Genomic DNA, 16,807 nt, shown 5'->3' on the forward strand with positions numbered 1-16,807 from the left:
CAGAATTATCTAACCCAAGGAGTTTTTGGAATCATTTTGTTGCCAGGCGTCTTGACCAGCGCGATACAGCGGCCCTCATCCGCCGCCTGCTGGTGCGCTGAAATTCTCTATTCGAGAATACGTTTGCGGCTTTCGATAATCTGGCCCCAGGCATAAATAAACAGGCCAAGGGAACAGCCGGTGATGCCAACCAGTTCCCAGGGGTTCAGTGCCTCGCCGAGGAGCAGCCAGGCGAGCAGGGCGGTCGTTACCGGCACAAAGGACATAAAGATCGACACGGTGATGGTGCCGATTCGGGCGATGGCATAGGTCGAGCACATCAGGGCGATTATATTGACAATAATTCCTTGGTATGCCGCCTGGCTGGCTATCTCCCCGATACTCGCCTTGCTGAGGGAGGTCGGCAGGAAGAACCACATCGGCAGGAAGAAAAGGGTGTTGACCACCGGCACGGTAACCAGCACGTCCCGCCACTGAAAGCCCCAGAAACGTATGGCGATCATATGGGCGGTGTAAAAGACCGCGGCGCTGAGCAGAAGGAGTATGCCAAAGGAATGACCTGGCGAAAAGGTGTCGCCTCCGGCCATAACGAAATTGGCAATAAAGATCAAGGCAATCGCCATATAGCGCAGCGCCGAAACCCGCTGGCGCAGGATGAACCAGGCCGCCACCGCGCCGAGGACCGGGAGCATGCCATTGACCAGGACGCCGGCATGGGCCGCCTTCAATTCCCTCAGGCCGTAGAACGAGGTCATGGTGTAGGGGAAACCGACCCCGAGGCCCATGATCAGGTACTGATGCAGCTTGAACCGGTGCCAGTGATGGCGCGCCACCAGCGGCAGAACGCAGAGCAAGGCCGTCACATAGCGGATCAGGGTGATATCCGCAGGCTGCAGGTTGGATTGGACGCCGTAGCGGGAGATGGTAATCCACCCCGACCAGGCGCAGACGATAAAAACGCAGGCAAGATAGGCCCGGAGGTTGGTCATTTGCTTCTCCGGCAGGTCTCGTCTTCCTGGTTTTCACCGTATTTGATACTGTTCGAGGCAGCGAGGGCGGCAATTTTCAGGGCCTCGGAATAGGTCGGAAAATTAAAGATATTGTCGATAAAGACATCGACCTTGGCGTTGTACAACAGGGCCATCTGGGCGATATGGATGACCTCGGTCGCCCCGCCGCCGATGATATGCACACCAAGGATCTCCCGGGTATCGCGGTGGACGATCATCTTCAGCATGCCCTCACGTTCGCCGGAGATCTGGCCGCGCGGCAGTTCGTGGTAGTGACAGCGGCCGACGACGATCTTGTAGTCGCGGGCGATGGCCTCCTCCTCGGTGATGCCGACATAGGAGATCTCCGGGATGGTATAGATGCCGAAGGGAAAGATCTGCGGAAACGACTCGGCGCGGGTCTTCAGGCCGTTCAGTGCCGCCAGACGGCCCTGGATGATCGAGGTGGAGGCAAGGCTCGGCCATCCGACCACATCGCCCACCGCGTAGATATTCGCCGCCGAGGTCTGGTACAGTTCGTTGACCTCGATATAGTGGTGCTCATTGAGGCGCACGCCGGCCCGGTCGATATCGAGACCCATCGTATTGGCCTCGCGGCCGAGGGCGAAAAACAGGCATTCGGCGGCAAAAATCTTTCCATCGGCAAGGGTTATCATAGCGCCGGGCGGGCACTTTTCGATGCGGAAGTTTCCGCAATTATTGATATAGTTGATGTTGCCGCCGGGGAAGTTGTTCTGCAGTTCGCGGGTGATTTCGTGGTCGAGAAACTTCAGCAGCTTGTCGCCCCGGTCGAGGAGGGTGACCTTGACCCCGAGGGCGGCAAAGATTGTGGCGTACTCGGAACCGATAACCCCGCCGCCGACGATGATCATGCTTTCCGGAATGTGTTTGATGGTGAGGATCGAGGTCGAGTCGAGAATGGTTTCGTGATCAAAGGGGACCTCCGGCGGATTACGGGGACTTGAGCCGGTGGCGATGATGATCCGCTCGCCCCTTGCCTCGATCTCCCGGCCGGCGGCCAGACTCTTGACGATGATGGTGTGGGCATCGAGAAAGCGGGCCGAGCCGCGGATCAGGGTAATGCCATTGCGTTCGAGCTGGCAGGTGATGATCGCCTGCTCCTCAATCCGCACATTATAGAGACGCTGCTTAAGCTTCTCCATGGAGATTTCCGAATCCTGGGTAACGCAGGACTCATCCGCGAAGACCTTGCGTTTCAGGTGGCCGGTGAGGTAGAGCACCGCCTCGCGCAGGGTCTTACTGGGAAAGGTGCCGGTATTGACGCAGACGCCGCCGAGGGAGCCTTCCTTTTCCAGGACCAGGATCTTCTTGCCGGCCTTGGCGGCGGTCATTGCCGCTGCCAGTCCGGCGGGACCGGTGCCGATGATGATGAAATCGTAGTATGGTGCAGTCATGGGTCTTGCCGTGGATATCGGGCGAATTGAGGGTTGCTCTGCAGTAGGTGTTTTCCTCTTTGTACACCGCTCCTGATGATTTGCAAATCACTGTCTTGCGGGAAGGTGCGAGGGGGATGGTGTGCCGGTATTAGAGGAGGCCCTTGGCCCGGGCAAAGTCCAGGTCCTCCGGGGTGTCGATATCGCGGAGGGTGGCAAGAACCGTCGGGGAGATTGCGGCACTTGCCAGGCGCCTGATGGTTTTGGTAAAGACCTCGGCGGTAGACCAGATCATTTCGTTAAAGAGGAGGGGATAGAGGCGATGGGCGGCTTCGGCTTGCATGCCGATCAGGTAATAGCCGCCGTCCCGGCTGGGGCCGATTACCACCTCGGCGCTCCGCAGGGCAGTGAAGGCCTCGGCAAGCAAGGCGGCGGTGAGATCCGGGATATCGCTGCCGATGAGCACCGCTCTTTTCGCTCCGCCGGCAAAGGCACTGGCGAAGGCGGTTTGCATCCGCAGGCCGAGGTCGCCTTCTGCCTGGGTTTCATAACTCATCGGTCCCAGCCAGGCAGCCATTTTGTCCCGGCTGCCACCGCTGTAATGAACGATGCTGGCAATGCCGCCTTTTTCATTGAGGGTTCTCGCCTGGCCGACAACTCGCTCAGTAAGCAGTTTCTGCAGGCGGGCGGCACCGGCCGCGCCAAGCTCCGGGATCAGCCGGGTCTTGGTGTGTCCGGGATCGGGGTAGCGGGTGAAGAGGAGCAAGACGTCGCAATTGGTCATAAACGGCTCGGCGGAGGGCTGGGGAAATATGTGCAGCAAGACACCTAGCTCGCCGTTTCCTGGCCCTTTTTATCAATGGTTATGATGGTCACCCGGTTGCGGCCATTTCTTTTTGACAGGTACAGACCCCGGTCGGCCGCTTCAAGAAGTTCCTGTTGGGTCAGGGTATCGCCTTGAGCATATTGGATGCCGCCGCAGCTGATGGTGATCTGGATTGATCCGCTGTTGGTAACCGTGGTGATGGTGGCTACGCAATGCCGCAATCGCTCGGCAAAGATGCGCATGCCGATGCGATCAGTTTCCGGCAGGATGACCGCGAACTCCTCTCCGCCGTACCTGGCGACAATATCGTTGGGACGCACCGCACTGCTGATGGTATTGGCGAGATTGATCAAGACCTGATCCCCCGCCGGATGGCCGTGGGTATCGTTGACGTCCTTGAAATAATCGATATCAAATAACACCAGGCTGAGGGGGTGGCCATAACGCTTGGTACGGGCCATTTCTCTTTGCAGGATATCTTGAAAAGATCGATGATTATGCAGGTTGGTCAGGCCGTCGCGGAAGGCAATCTGTTCGAGCTTGGCGTTCGCCAGGCGAAGCTCCTCGGCGAATCGTTCTGATTTGGATTTTTCCTCCTTGAGGGCCAGAAGCAATTGCTCATAGGAGAAATTCAACCGGCCGAGTTCCTCATTGGCCTCTTGGAGGATCAGCGAATATGGTTTTATCTTTCCCGGATCGACTTCAAATATCTCTAGAATATCGATGCTTTTTCTCGCAACATCGTCGAGAAGCTCGTGGCTTCGCTCCGGGTCTATATTTAACGATGTCGCCAGCTTTTCCTTGATTTCCAGGAGCAGGGCGGTCGATGCCCGGCCATTGCAGATGGCCGACAACATATTGGCAATTTGCAGCACCAGAGCGGTTTGTCGGAAATCGCTGGGGGCATGCTCGGGCTCATGATGGAAGCGTGTCGGCGCCGTTACCGATTCAGGAAGACCCCAGTTGTGCAGAAGCATGCTGCCAACCTGCTGATGGTCATAGCGGAAATGCTGCTGTTCGCTGGTGTTGATACGTACATCACTGCTGATGATGCAGTTTTTCAAGACATCATCGTATTCTTTGCCCTTGGTGAGGTGCAGGACCAAGACCCCAACGTCCTGGAGCAGGCCAGTCACGAAAATGTTGGCATCTTTTTTATTGGTCATCCCCATCACCAGCTCGGCAGCCACCGCGGCGGTGACGGATCTTCTCCAGAAATAGTCAAAATCGAAGGTGGAGCCGGCGCGACCGCGGAGTTCTTCGGCAATGATAAAGGATAAGGCGATATTTTTTACCAGATTGGTTCCAAGTATCGAAAGCGCTCGATTGATGTTGCCGATCTTGTTGGGCAGGGAATAGACTGCCGAGTTGGCAACGCGCAACAGTTTACTGACCAGGGCTGGGTCGGCGGAAAGGATTCTTTCAAGGTCTTTCAGTGAAAATTCAGCTTCTTGCACTACATTGAGGATTTTTACCGCAATTGCCGGTGGCGATGGCAGATTGATCTGCTTTTTGATCAGCTCCTCTATCTCAATGGTGTCTGTTTGTTTGGCCATGATGTCTCAAAGGTTTTGGGAATGGTTATCCTCTCGAATCATATAGCCGATTGAAAGATTTGCCAATGGTTAAAAACTGAGTTGAGCAGCTGGTCTGCTCATAGAAAACGTATGCCCTTGCGGTCTAGGAACAGCTATCTCCCTTGCCGGGCCAGTGAGGGTGAGCAGAAGTGTTCTTGCGGGAAATCCATAACTTTCGGGCATTGAAGGAAATACCTTTAGCCAAAATGCCCCAGGGAAGTATCGACGGGGATTTTTGCCGACTATGGCTTTTAATATTGTTGAAGAACTCATCATTACCTGGTATCACTGCCGTCGGACGGAGAAGTGCCGGAGCGGTCGAACGGGACGGTCTCGAAAACCGTTGTGGGGGTAACTCCACCCAGGGTTCGAATCCCTGCTTCTCCGCCAAATTGAAAAAATCAAAAAAATTTACAGAGTGCAAAAAAACCCGCGAGCCGTTTGGCTCGCGGGTTTTTTTATTGTGTAAGGCAGGCTGTGTGATTCGGAGGTAGTGAATGGCTGGGAATTGAGATGATGGTATTTGTGGTACTGTTTGCTATTTTGCCTTGTTTCGGGCAGTTTCTGATGCAGAATCCTTGGCCGATAACCAGGAAATGCCGACAACGCCCAGCAAGATCACCGGAATTGCAATAGCCGCAGTTAAACCGTCGCTCAGGTCCAAACTCTTTATAAGCGAAAGCGCCCCGACAACACAGCCGAGGCAGGCAAGCATGCTGAAATAGTACATAGTTCTCTCCTTATCTTCTTCGCTGGGTGTACGTGCCCTTATTCTACCGGATATTTGTTAGACTTATTTGGTTTCAGGTTGCACCGCGCAACAGTGTTAAAAAGCAATTTATATGTATTTAAAAATATTAAATTATTTCTAATTACTAACTGACATATCCTTGTGCTATGTTGGTGAGTGATCACTTCAAAAATAGTAAACGATCACTAACATGTCAACTCAAAAATTTTGAAGATGGAGAATGGCATGCCGTTTAATGCGTGGCTGGGGCTCAGAGAAAACTATCGATACAATCGAAGATGCGGAAGAGGCAGTGCGTGGCGCCGAAAATTTATGGTTTATTCAGCGTTGTTCGGTGGGTGCAGTTACCGGGGGGCTACGGCTTCGCGGTAAACCTGCCAGAGGGCGGTGTATTTTTCAAGCAGCGGGAACTTGCCCTCGCTCAGGGACCAAATGCTTACTAAGCCTTGGATGACACCGAAGAGCAAGGTTGCCGAGGCATCAAGGTCTATATCCGGGCGGACAGCGCCGTCACGGACACCATCGGTGAGGAGTTCTTTCAAGCGGGAGATGTATTTGTCAATCATTAGCGAGGCTTGTTTGTTCAGCTTTTTATCGCCGAGACTGATAATCTCGGCGATAACCTGAAATGAGATTCCTTTACGCCTACTGATCATGGAAAAGTGAGTCCCTATAACTTTCTCTATGATTTCAAGGGTTATCGGCTCGTTGGCCACGGCCTGTGAAGAGATGTCCGTCAGGAGCACTTCCTCGATATGGGTGAGCAGAAAAGAAATGATGCTTTTTTTACTCTTGAAATGCCGATAGATGGCTGCTTCAGAAATGCCGACCTCCGCTGCTATCCTTCTTACTGTCAGGTGCTCGCTGCCGTATTTGAAAATCAAGATTGCGGCAGCATCGATGATCTGCTGTTGTCGTATTTCGGTGTGTTCTCTCTTTTGTACCAAGGGGCGATCTCCTTTGCAGCAAGCTCCGGGTGTATTTCTGGAGGTGCCATGATTTGTGGCGATACCTTGAGATGGAAAAACTTTCATCGAAGAACCGGCAATCACTGCCTAGCAAAGCTAGTGGATTATACTGAAAAAATCAAGCGAAACGTGATGATTGGACGGTGCTTGAAAAGCAAACAAGAATAGAGATTGAGGGTGAGAAGGTGCAGCCTCAAGGTGAGACTGGAAAAAGGGAACGCCAATAAAAATATACAAAATAGCCGTGTAGTTGCCGTCATGCGCGGCAAGGGTGACCGTGATCGGGTCTTTGCTTAAGCGCGATCAGCTATATTGACCGTGTGTTTCAAATCCTACCAAGCTCGGATGTGTGAAACGTATTGAAACGGCCTGTTGTGGCAGTTCAAAATGTTTCTGGATGCTCCAGAAATGTCTTGACAAATAGATCGCATAAATTAATCTTTGCCTCAAATTGAGTGTGATTGTGGGTTCAGGGACAGAGAGACGTCCCTGGAGGGTTTGTCTGTTAGTCGGGCCGCTAACTGAAGTTTTTGTTTGAGTTTGTGGCTTTTGTCCGACGGAATACATAGTTCGTTCAGGAATAATCTACCTATCCTGAAGAGTCTGTTGGTTGAGCCGCAAACTGAAGCTGATGCTTTGGTTTGCGGCTTTTTGTTTTTAATGGAAAATTATTAGCTTAGCTATGGGTTCAGGGGCAGAGGATTGCCCCTGGAGGGTTTGTCTGTTAGTCGGGCCGCTAACTGAAGTTTTTGCTTGAGTTTGTGACTTTTGGCCGACGGAATACATAATACCTTCAGGAACGGTTTGCTGTTCCTGAAGAGTTCGTTGGTCGAGCCGCAAATTGAAGCTGACGCTTTGGTTTGCGGCTTTTTTTATCTTTAAAGCAGTCGGCCGGTTTTTCTAAAATAAAACTATAATTTCAGTATGATAGGTTGATTGATTGGGTGGATTGTCGGTCTTGATCTATAACTTTTAATAAAGAGGAGTCATCATGTTAACCGCGTTGGTAGTTGTTTTTATTCTCGCCTATGCAGCTATTGCCCTTGAGCACCCGCTCAAGGTCAATAAATCAGCATCGGCACTCATAGGCGCCGGTCTGCTGTGGACGATCTACGCCCTTTTGGGTGGCGATCACCATCTGGTGTCGGAAAATCTTAAGGAATCGGTGGCGGCAACAGCCCAGATTGTCTTTTTTTTGATGGGCGCCATGACCATCGTCGAGGTGATTGATGCCCACAATGGCTTTCATGTCATTACCTCTCGGATCAAGACAACCAAGATAACCTCACTGCTGTGGCTGGTAGGTTTCGTTACCTTTTTTCTCAGTGCCATTCTGGATAATCTGACTACTACTATCGTCATGATCTCTTTGATGAAAAAGCTTCTTGATCGACACGATGACCGGTTGTTTTTTGCCGGGATCATTGTCGTTGCCGCCAATGCCGGCGGGGCCTGGTCGCCAATCGGAGACGTTACCACGACCATGTTGTGGATAGGTGGTCAGATCACCTCGCTTGCCATCATCGAGGGGGTATTCTTGCCTTCCCTGGCCTGCCTGGTTGTTCCGTTGTTATTTTTGAATTTTACCTTGCGGGGAAAAGAGGTCATCAGTCCGGTTGTAGTTGATGACGGCAGTGATATCAAAACCAGCCCCTTTGAACAAAATCTGATGTTTTTCATGGGCATCGGTTGTCTGGTTGCCGTGCCGGTATTTAAGACCATCACCCACCTTCCGCCTTTTATGGGCATTCTTTTTGGTGTGGGTATTCTTTGGCTGGTTGGTGAAATAATTCATCGCAACAAAGAAGACGAGTATAAAGAACACCTTACCCTGGTGTCAGCCCTTAAGCATATCGACATGAGCAGCATTGTGTTCTTTATCGGTATCCTTCTCGCCGTTGCCACTCTTGAACATACCCATATCCTTACCTCCCTTGCCAAGTGGCTTGATGCAACCTTCGGAAGACAGGATGTAATTGTCACTTTAATCGGATTGCTCAGTGCCATCGTTGACAATGTGCCCTTGGTCGCTGCGTCAATGGGGATGTACGACATGGCTACCTACCCGACCGATAGCTTCCTTTGGGAATTCATGGCCTATTGTGCCGGAACTGGTGGTTCAATTCTGATCATTGGTTCTGCCGCCGGTGTTGCCGCCATGGGCCTCGAAAAGATCCATTTCTTCTGGTACGCCAAGAAGATCGGCGCCCTTGCCGCTCTTGGCTATTTCTCGGGCATTTTTGTCTATATCGTGCAGTTCAAGTTAACGCACGGTTGAGAGCAGTTTATCAACCGCCGGGGCCACGAAGGAAACTGGTGCATCAGTCGTCACCCGCAACCCTGGACTGAAAAGCCGGAGGGTGGGTGGCGATGGCGAAGATAATAATTTCAACTATTGTAAGGGGATGGGCGTATGGACAAAGAGCTGAAGGCCAAGGTGCTGCTGGTAGACGATGAGGAAGATTTCCTGGCGACCCTGGCCGAGCGACTGGAGAACCGGGGCCTGAAGGTCAATACCGTCACCAGTGGTGAACTGGCCGTGGAGAAGGTGGAGCAGGAGGGCTTTGATCTTATTGTCCTTGATCTGGCGATGCCGGGCATGGACGGCCTTGAGGCCTTGAAACGGATCAAGGCGAAACAGCCGGACGCAGAGATCATTATTCTCAGCGGCCAGGGCTCGATCAAGACCAGCATTGAGGCGATGAAGCTTGGTGCGGAAGACTTTATGGAAAAGCCGGTCAATATGTCTGAATTGCTCGACAAGATAAGCAATGCCAAGGATAAGCGGCTGTTGGTCCTTGAGTCAAAGAGCATCAAGGAAATCGAGAAGATTCTCCATACTAAGGGTTGGTAAACCACCGGGAGAGACCTGAGGTAGAAAAACTCTCCCGTTCATCCTCGTTACACCACACGGGCATACGATTCGTTTGAGCAGACAAGCTGCTTAATTGAGCTTTGCCCGGAAGGTAAGCATCCACGAAAAGGAGAAAAATTGTGAGCACAGAAAACCAGACGGTACGCGACATCATGTTACCCCTCACTGGCTTTCCCTGTATGAAGGAGAGCGGAACGGTTCAGGAAGCCATTCGCCAGCTCCGGTCGTTTTGTCCCATCGGCAGCACCGGCCCCTGCGGCTTTAGTGAGCTGATGGTTGTTGACGAAAAAGGAGGTTTGGTCGGCCGGGTAAGCCAGCAGGGCATCCTCAAGGTACTTTTCGCAACCTTGCTGGAACCGGTGGACATCAAACGATTCGAAGGCAAGACCGCCGAATTCAGTGATCTTTCGACCCTGCTTGACGGGGTGTTGATTAAAGAGGGCGTCCATCATCTGAACTCTGCCCTGACCGCGGTCATTGAAAAAAACATCAGGGTGCTGCCGGCGACTTCCGATCTTCTCCACGCCATGGCGGTCATGGTTATCTGCAAGGAAACGGTGTTGCCGGTTGAGGAGAACGGCAAATTGGTCGGTGTGGTCAAGCTTGCCGAGGTCTTCGGGGCTCTCGGCGATAAACTCATAGCTATGAACGGCAAATAGCCAAAGAGGATGGATACCATGTCATCTACATATGTTGAGGCAGCGGAGGCTAAGGCTCCGTTCGATTGGAAACGCGCTTTTTTCCTCGTCTTGGGCGTAGCACTGTTTTTTATAATTTACTACTGCCCGGCCTGGCCTGATGCCATTGACCCGAAGGGCAATCATTTTGTTCTGACAAAGGAGGGCAAGGGTGCCTTGGCGGTGTTTGCCCTGGCCGCCACCTGGTGGATTTTTGAGGTACTGCCGATCGGCGTCACCGGTATCGCCATCGGTGTCGTGCAGGCGATGTTTCTTATCCGCAAGCCGGAAGTCGCCTTTAAGGATTTCATGGACCCCTCGGTCCTCTTTATCTTCGGGTCCATCGTTATTGGCCTGGTCTTTACCAAGAGCGGACTGACCAAGAGGATGGCCTATAAAATGCTGGCAATCGTTGGCGAGAAGACCAGCATGATCTACCTCGGTTGCTTTGTCATGACTGCGGCCCTGACCCACTTAATGGCCCATACCGCAGTGGCGGCGACCATGTTTCCGCTGCTTTTAGCCATCAATGCCTTCTACTCGGACACCGATTATCCGACCAAATTTGGTAAGGGGCTTTTTATCGGCATGGCCTATGTTGCCGGTGCCGGCAGTATCATAACCCTGCTGGGGGCGGCGCGTGGAGCGGTGGCCATCGGCTTTTTCAAGGAGATGACCGGCAAGGAGATCAGCTTTTTTGAGCTTTCCTATTACATGGCTCCCGTTGGCTGGCTCATGGTCTTTCTTATCTGGGGCCTTATTCTGGTCCTCTGTAAACCTGAAAAGGCAATTATTCCGGGGCTTAAAGAAAAAGCCAAACAGATGTATATCGACTTGGGGAGCTGGAACAGGAAGGAGATCCTGACCCTCACCATTACCCTGGCGGTAATTCTTCTTATAGCCCTGAAAAACTGGGTTCCTGCTCTGCAGACGATTGATAAGACTGCGATTCTTCTCAGTTCCACCTTGTTGTTTTTTATTCTCAATATTCTCACTGTCGAGGACCTTGAGGATATACCGTGGAATATCATTCTTCTTTTCGGTGGAGCGATGTCCATCGGTTTTTGTCTATGGCAGACCCATGCAGCCGAATGGCTGGCGGTGAACTAGTTGCAGCTTTTTACCGATGCGCCGGCAGTCGTCTTTATTCTCGGTATGGCCTTTTTCGTTATGATTATGACCAACTTCATAATGAATGTCGCGGCAATAGCTATTTCCCTGCCGGTGGCATTGGTCGTCGCACCGTATTTGGGAGTGGCCGGCGAGGTTATCTTCTTTTCGTCGCTGATGACCGCCGGTATGCCCTTTCTCCTGTTGATTGGTGCGGCACCAAACGCCATTGCCTACAATTCAAAACAGTTCACCACCGGGGAATTCTTTAAATTCGGCATCATAGCCAGTGTCATGCTCATGCTGGTGGTTTGGCTGGCAGTGGCGGTCATTTGGCCGCTTATGGGTATGCCGGTGTTCTTGAAATAATCCAAGGCAGGTTCATTGGAGATGGCCGGGTGATATCGCCCGGCCATCGCATCTTTAAAAAACTCACTCATCATCCGCTCCAAAGAGGTTACCTTGGGCAAGACACGGAAAATAAAGGTTTTGGTCGTAGACAATGAGAGGGGATTTGCGGCAACTCTGGCCGAACGCATGCGTTTGCGAAATATGGAGGCGGAAAGCGTCAATTCCGGCGAGGAGGCGCTGGCCGCATGCGCTTGTTTTTTCCCTGATGTTATAGTCCTTGATATGCAGATGCCTGAAATGAGTGGTCTCGACGTGTTGTCACAAGTGAAGATTTTAGATCCCAGTATAGAGGTAATCCTCTTGACCGGCCACGGTTCCCTGGAACTCGGCATCACCGGTATGGAACTGGGGGCCTTTGACTATATCATAAAGCCAGTGGATCTAGCCCTGCTCATGGAAAAGATTGTCGAAGCGAATACAATGAGGAGATCGAAAAAATAAGCAGCCGGGCATGAATTTGACAGCCTGTTCATTGAATGAATGATGAATTGACCGGGTGACTGCGATTCCTTTATATTTGGCCGTTAATTTTTAGAAAAATGAGATTGGTTATAAACGAGTGACCGCTAAAGGGTTCAGATAACTCTCAGCAAGTTTTAAAATGCAGAAGATACCTCAAAATGGTAGATTGCCGTTGTGAATTATGGCTAAAGCTGGATTGACCGGGGTGTGTGAGGTCGTAATGAATGGCAGCGCCCATCGGTCATACTGGCCCTGAGGAAAGACATACGGGTTGGCAAATTTCTGCAACAAAACTTCTGGTGAATCGCATGATGGCAAAATACCTGCGTAGACGTTTTCTGGTATTCCTGGCAATTTGCAGCTCATTGGCCTGTATGGGCCAGGCCTTGGCTGATGCCGGGGCCGATGACATAAACGCGGAATTGATCACGGCAGCATTTCTCGGCAATTTGGAACAGGTTCAGCGACTCTTGGAAAAAGGCGCCAATGTTAATGCGAAGAGGGATAACGGCATAACCGCCCTGATGGGCGCCTCCCTTGAGGGCCACACCGAGATCGTCGAGGTGCTTCTCGCCAAAGGTGCCGATGTTAATGCAAAAAATAACATACTCGGCAGCGGCTACACCGCCTGTGATTATGCCTCCCGGAAAGACCACCAGGACATCGTCAAACTGCTTGTCAGGGCTGGCGCTTTCTATGAGGAAAAGGAAAGGATCGATCCCTTCCGCAAGGAGAAAGTCGCGACCGAAACAGAAAATCATCCAGTGTCGCGAAGCAACAGAAGAGACTAGGCTGCATCACAAGGGGTTACCGGTTTCTCAGGTTTACCTGCCAAAAAACACATAGGTGGCGAGCACCGCCACTACCATCCCGGCCAGGTCGGCGACCAGCCCGCCGGCCACGGCATAGCGTACGCGTTTGATGCCGACGGCGCCGAAATAAACGGCGAGGACGTAAAATGTGGTTTCGGTGCACCCCTGGACCACCGAGGCCAGATGGCCGGCGAAGCTGTCCGGCCCGAAGGTCTTCATGGTTTCCACCATCATCCCCCTGGCGCCGCTGCCGGAGAGCGGCTTCATCAGCATGGTCGGCAATCCGTTTACCCAGGCCGGGTCCAGGCCAAGAGACGTTATCAGAATTCTCACCCCATTCATCAACATGTCCAGGGCGCCGCTGGCGCGCAGCATGCCGATGGCCACCAGCATCGCCACCAGATAGGGGATAATGGTCACCGCGGTGTGAAATCCATCTTTTGCCCCCTCGATGAAGGCCTCATAGGCGTTCACCCGTTTTACCACGGCGCCAATGAGAAAGGCGGCGATAAGCCCGAGGAGCAGCAGGTTGCTGAGCAGGGATGACTGCCTTGCCAGGTCCTCTGCCGGCAGGCGCATAAACCAGGCCGCCAGGCCGCCGACCAGCAAAGTCAGACCGGCAAGCCAGGCAAGCACCGCGCCACCCAACCGGATACGCTGGGCCACAGCCACAAAGAGAAAACCGGCCAGCGTCGAACAATAAGTGGCCATGAGGATCGGCACGAAGACATCGGTTGGGTCGGCTGCTCCCATCTGCGCCCGGTAGGTGAAGATGGTCACCGGCAGGATGGTCACCGACGAGGCGTTGATCACCAGGAACATGATCTGGGCGTTACTGGCGGTGTCCTTATCCGGGTTCAGTTCCTGCAGTTCCTGCATGGCCTTGATGCCCATGGGTGTCGCGGCGTTATCGAGCCCCAGCATGTTGGCGGCCATGTTCATGGTGATCGAGCCAAGGGCCGGGTGGTCTTTCGGCACCTCAGGAAAAATCCGGGCGAAGAGGGGGGAAAGCCACCTGGCCAGGAGATCGAGAAAGCCCGCCTTTTCCCCGATGCGCATAACTCCAAGCCATAGACACATGACGCCGGTTAAGCCCAGGGAAATCTCAAAGGCGGTCTTGGCACTGTCAAAACTTGACTTGACCAGAGCGGCAAAGATATCCTGCTGGCCGTTGATCACAAACTGCAGCAGGGCGGCAAGGAAAGCGGTCAGGAAAAAACCGATCCAGATGGCGTTAAGCATGATTCCCTCCGTGTGACCCGGAATTTGCGGGGAGGGCGGTTGCCGGCACGTCTGTTCGGCAACCGCGGCGGGCCAGGACCCAAGTGATGGCTTGCAGGCCCGGAGACGAGGTCTGCTGCCCGGCGGCTAAGAGTATTGAGCGTTTCACTATGTTCATGGCAACCAGCCGGGTGCGGGTATCCCCTGCATGAGTACCAAGCTGACGGTGTCTTAACAGCTCAGCCGATTGCTACCAGCTCAAGCTCAAAGGTAAGGGTTTCACCGGCAAGAGGGGGATTGCCATCAAGGATAACGGAATCGTCGTTGATCTGATACACGGTAACAACCATCGGCTCGTCATTCTCGTCGGTTAGTTCAAGTTCATCGCCCACTGCAAACTCGAATTCCGGCGGCATCTCTGCCAGAGGGACTTCGATCAGCATCTCCTCATCCCTCTCGCCATAGGCCTTTTCCGGTGGGAGAATGACGGTTTTCTTTTCGCCTGCCGACATATTCAGGATGCCTTCTTCAAAGCCGTCAATAAGTTCGTCTTCTCCGAGGGTGAAGACCATCGGTTCTTCGCCGGCAGTTGAATCGAAAATACTGCCATCTGCCAGTTTGCCGGTATAATGGACCGACACCCTGTCTCCCATTTTTGCTTTGGTCATGTTGTGCTCCTTGATCTGGAAAATTTGTTGGGGTGAAAAGCAGAGTCGCTGAGGAAACTTCTGCGGAGGGATTGCGTGAATGTTTGCCTGGGGGATGCCTATACGGCCATGCCGCTGCAAATACCAGGTGTTCCGGAAAAATTCAACGATTAGTACCTTCTTCCCGAAAAAAGAAGGTGAACCGTATGTTCCTGTTGCGCGGAAGGGACATCTCCGGCGGGTCGCCAATGATCACGTCCCGCCCTGTACCCTGTTTCTTCCCGCATCCTTTGCCTGATAGAGGGCCAGGTCCGCACGGTGGAGGATGTCGTCACTGGATTTCTCCCCCTCCCGCCACTCGGCCGTTCCGGCGCTGAAGGTGTAGGAGCATTGCTGGGCACCGATTTGCACCGGCGATTTTCTGACTTCGGCGAGGATGCGCTCTGCCACTGCCATCGCCCCAGCCTGAGGTGTTTGCGGCAGCAGTATGGCAAATTCCTCGCCGCCGACCCGCCCGAACTTGTCGCAGGGCCGGAGGGCCTTGCTGGCGATACCGACCAAATGACACAGCACCTGGTCGCCACCGGAATGGCCAAAGCGGTCGTTTATCTGTTTAAAGTGGTCCAGGTCGAGGCTGATGACGCTGAAGGTGGTGCCATAACGAACCGCGCATTTCCAGCCAAATTCAAGTGCCGTGAGAAAGCTCCGTCGATTGCCGCATCCCGTTAATGTGTCGGTGTTTGCGAGTGCAGTCAGTTTGGTACGAACTTCTTTGCTGCGCCGCAGATAGGCTATTGCGGCTGCGGCCAGAGATATGAGCAGGAAGCCTGTCAATGAGAGGAGGAAAAACAATCCCAAGCGATCACGGTGGATTTGGGCAAGCTGATCAAGGGAGCGCAATACATGAATTTGTAAACCCTCTCCGGGAAGATTCTTATTTACCATCACATGGGGGTAATGGCTGCCCTGCCAATAAACAAGACCGGCGGCTTCGTTGCCGGTCGCAAGCTTCAGGTCGACGGGTTTGAAGGACTGCCGCCGGTAGCGATTGTCGAGGGCATCCGCCGGCAGTTGCGTCACAGTGGCACCCGGCACAGTTTGTAGAAATAATTCCGGATCCTTGGTGAGAATGATAGCACCATTTTCATCGGTGATAAAGGTGTTGGCGGTAGCAACCAGCGGAGCCAGTTTGGGCAATTCAATTTTGACCACCACTACCCCGAGAAAATGCCCATCGGCCTTGATCGGTGAAGAAAAAAACAGGCCGGGGATATTGGTTGTTGCACCAACGGCAAACTGGCTGCTGTTTCTTCCCTGTTTCGCCTCCTGGAAATAATGCCGCTTGACATAATTGACCCCCGTTGCCGTTACTTCTTCAGGAAATCCTGCTGAGACAAAGCAGTCGGCTGCGGCATTGGTGATCCAGACCTGGCTGACATCCGCTTGATGTATAAGATTCTGAAAACGTTGGGTTAATGCCATAAAATCGGGGTCCGCCTGCCATATCTTGCGTCGTATCTCCTGGGGTAAAGCCGACGGCTGGATATCGGGACCGAAACGGGAAAGGGTCCTTACCAGGGAGGGCTCGCTGGCGAGGACCATGGGGATGCTATGCAGCTGGGCAAGGTTTCGGCCCAGGTTAGCGCTGATAGTTTCGGCGGTGGTGCTGGCCATTATACGCTCACGTTCAAGGAGCTTGACCTCGTGCTCCTTGGCCAGGAAGCCCGAGGCAAACCAGGCAAGCATCGACAAACCGGCAACACTCGCCAGGAAAACCAGGGTGGCAGGTATTGCCCGGATGACACCGGAGCGGCCTTTCTGCCTGGCCGGGTGAGAATGCCGGGAAGGCGGTACGTTTTGCGAGGTGGCTTGCATAATAATGAGGTTCAATTGTCTGCGGTTGTACCTATTACAAATAGCTGAGTTCCTCCTTCAACCAGCCCGTCACCGGAAAGGGCTGGCTCGCGCAACTTGTAGTGTTTGAGGATAGTACTGGGCATGATATCGTCCATGGATATCTCCTTGTGGTAATACAGCACCGCCCTGGCATCCGGGAAGATGCGGGG

General features: G+C 53.0%; 15 protein-coding genes, 1 tRNA gene and 1 pseudogene. 7 read left to right on the forward strand and 10 right to left on the reverse strand.

Annotated elements, in window-relative coordinates; all coding sequences use genetic code 11:
• Positions 1–107: 107 nt before the first annotated feature.
• The 4 genes from OEL83_03255 to OEL83_03270 all read right to left on the reverse strand — a co-directional run bounded on the left by OEL83_03255 (position 108) and on the right by OEL83_03270 (position 4,786).
• Positions 108–989, reverse strand: a complete 882-nt coding sequence (locus OEL83_03255; GenBank protein MDK9706048.1) for a DMT family transporter — start codon at positions 987–989, stop codon at positions 108–110.
• Positions 986–2,425, reverse strand: a complete 1,440-nt coding sequence (gene sthA / locus OEL83_03260) for a Si-specific NAD(P)(+) transhydrogenase (GenBank protein ID MDK9706049.1) — start codon at positions 2,423–2,425, stop codon at positions 986–988. Before sthA ends, OEL83_03255 begins: the two co-directional genes overlap by 4 nt.
• Positions 2,426–2,555: 130 nt before the next feature.
• Complete coding sequence (locus OEL83_03265; protein ID MDK9706050.1) at positions 2,556–3,188, reverse strand: TIGR04282 family arsenosugar biosynthesis glycosyltransferase; 633 nt, start codon at positions 3,186–3,188, stop codon at positions 2,556–2,558.
• Between the two features lie 44 nt (positions 3,189–3,232).
• Positions 3,233–4,786 carry a GGDEF domain-containing protein gene (locus OEL83_03270; GenBank protein ID MDK9706051.1) on the reverse strand — a complete coding sequence of 518 codons (1,554 nt, stop codon included), beginning with the start codon at positions 4,784–4,786 and terminating at the stop codon, positions 3,233–3,235.
• 321 nt (positions 4,787–5,107) lie between these two features.
• Here OEL83_03270 and OEL83_03275 point away from each other — a divergent pair.
• Positions 5,108–5,197: transfer RNA gene (locus OEL83_03275), tRNA-Ser, on the forward strand.
• Positions 5,198–5,345: 148 nt separating this feature from the next.
• On the opposite strand, the gene OEL83_03280 is transcribed toward OEL83_03275, so the two are convergent.
• Both OEL83_03280 and OEL83_03285 read right to left on the reverse strand, forming a co-directional pair.
• Entirely contained in the window at positions 5,346–5,537 is a 192-nt protein-coding gene (locus OEL83_03280) for a hypothetical protein (protein MDK9706052.1), read from the reverse strand.
• A 365-nt stretch (positions 5,538–5,902) separates the two neighbouring features.
• Positions 5,903–6,505: a TetR/AcrR family transcriptional regulator gene (locus OEL83_03285; protein ID MDK9706053.1), complete on the reverse strand. Its 603-nt coding sequence runs from the start codon at positions 6,503–6,505 to the stop codon at positions 5,903–5,905.
• A gap of 1,012 nt (positions 6,506–7,517) precedes the next feature.
• On the opposite strand from OEL83_03285, the gene nhaD reads away from it, so the two are divergent.
• The 6 genes and pseudogenes from nhaD to OEL83_03315 all read left to right on the forward strand — a co-directional run bounded on the left by nhaD (position 7,518) and on the right by OEL83_03315 (position 12,852).
• Positions 7,518–8,804, forward strand: coding sequence for a sodium:proton antiporter NhaD (gene nhaD, locus OEL83_03290; protein MDK9706054.1), 1,287 nt, complete (start codon positions 7,518–7,520; stop codon positions 8,802–8,804).
• A 135-nt stretch (positions 8,805–8,939) separates the two neighbouring features.
• The gene (locus tag OEL83_03295) at positions 8,940–9,380 is read left to right on the forward strand and encodes a response regulator (GenBank protein MDK9706055.1); all 441 of its coding nucleotides are present in this window, start codon (positions 8,940–8,942) and stop codon (positions 9,378–9,380) included.
• A gap of 140 nt (positions 9,381–9,520) precedes the next feature.
• Positions 9,521–10,060 carry a CBS domain-containing protein gene (locus OEL83_03300; protein ID MDK9706056.1) on the forward strand — a complete coding sequence of 180 codons (540 nt, stop codon included), beginning with the start codon at positions 9,521–9,523 and terminating at the stop codon, positions 10,058–10,060.
• Between the two features lie 18 nt (positions 10,061–10,078).
• A pseudogene (locus OEL83_03305) lies at positions 10,079–11,557 on the forward strand (SLC13 family permease).
• Positions 11,558–11,650: 93 nt separating this feature from the next.
• Positions 11,651–12,040 (forward strand): response regulator, encoded by a 390-nt coding sequence (locus tag OEL83_03310; protein MDK9706057.1) that lies wholly within the window; start codon positions 11,651–11,653, stop codon positions 12,038–12,040.
• Positions 12,041–12,369: 329 nt separating this feature from the next.
• Positions 12,370–12,852 carry an ankyrin repeat domain-containing protein gene (locus OEL83_03315; protein ID MDK9706058.1) on the forward strand — a complete coding sequence of 161 codons (483 nt, stop codon included), beginning with the start codon at positions 12,370–12,372 and terminating at the stop codon, positions 12,850–12,852.
• Between the two features lie 33 nt (positions 12,853–12,885).
• Here OEL83_03315 and OEL83_03320 read toward each other — a convergent pair whose 3' ends face one another.
• The 4 genes from OEL83_03320 to OEL83_03335 form a co-directional block, all read right to left on the reverse strand.
• Entirely contained in the window at positions 12,886–14,115 is a 1,230-nt protein-coding gene (locus OEL83_03320; protein MDK9706059.1) for a spore maturation protein, read from the reverse strand.
• Between the two features lie 218 nt (positions 14,116–14,333).
• The gene (locus OEL83_03325) at positions 14,334–14,762 is read right to left on the reverse strand and encodes a peptidylprolyl isomerase (GenBank protein ID MDK9706060.1); all 429 of its coding nucleotides are present in this window, start codon (positions 14,760–14,762) and stop codon (positions 14,334–14,336) included.
• A 231-nt stretch (positions 14,763–14,993) separates the two neighbouring features.
• Positions 14,994–16,631, reverse strand: coding sequence for a diguanylate cyclase (locus OEL83_03330; protein ID MDK9706061.1), 1,638 nt, complete (start codon positions 16,629–16,631; stop codon positions 14,994–14,996).
• A complete protein-coding gene (locus OEL83_03335; protein ID MDK9706062.1) occupies positions 16,628–16,753 on the reverse strand; it encodes a hypothetical protein in 126 nt (41 codons plus the stop codon). Before OEL83_03335 ends, OEL83_03330 begins: the two co-directional genes overlap by 4 nt.
• Positions 16,754–16,807 lie beyond the last annotated feature (54 nt).

Origin of the sequence: Desulforhopalus sp. (assembly GCA_030247675.1) — a bacterium.
Lineage (GTDB): Bacteria > Desulfobacterota > Desulfobulbia > Desulfobulbales > Desulfocapsaceae > Desulforhopalus_A.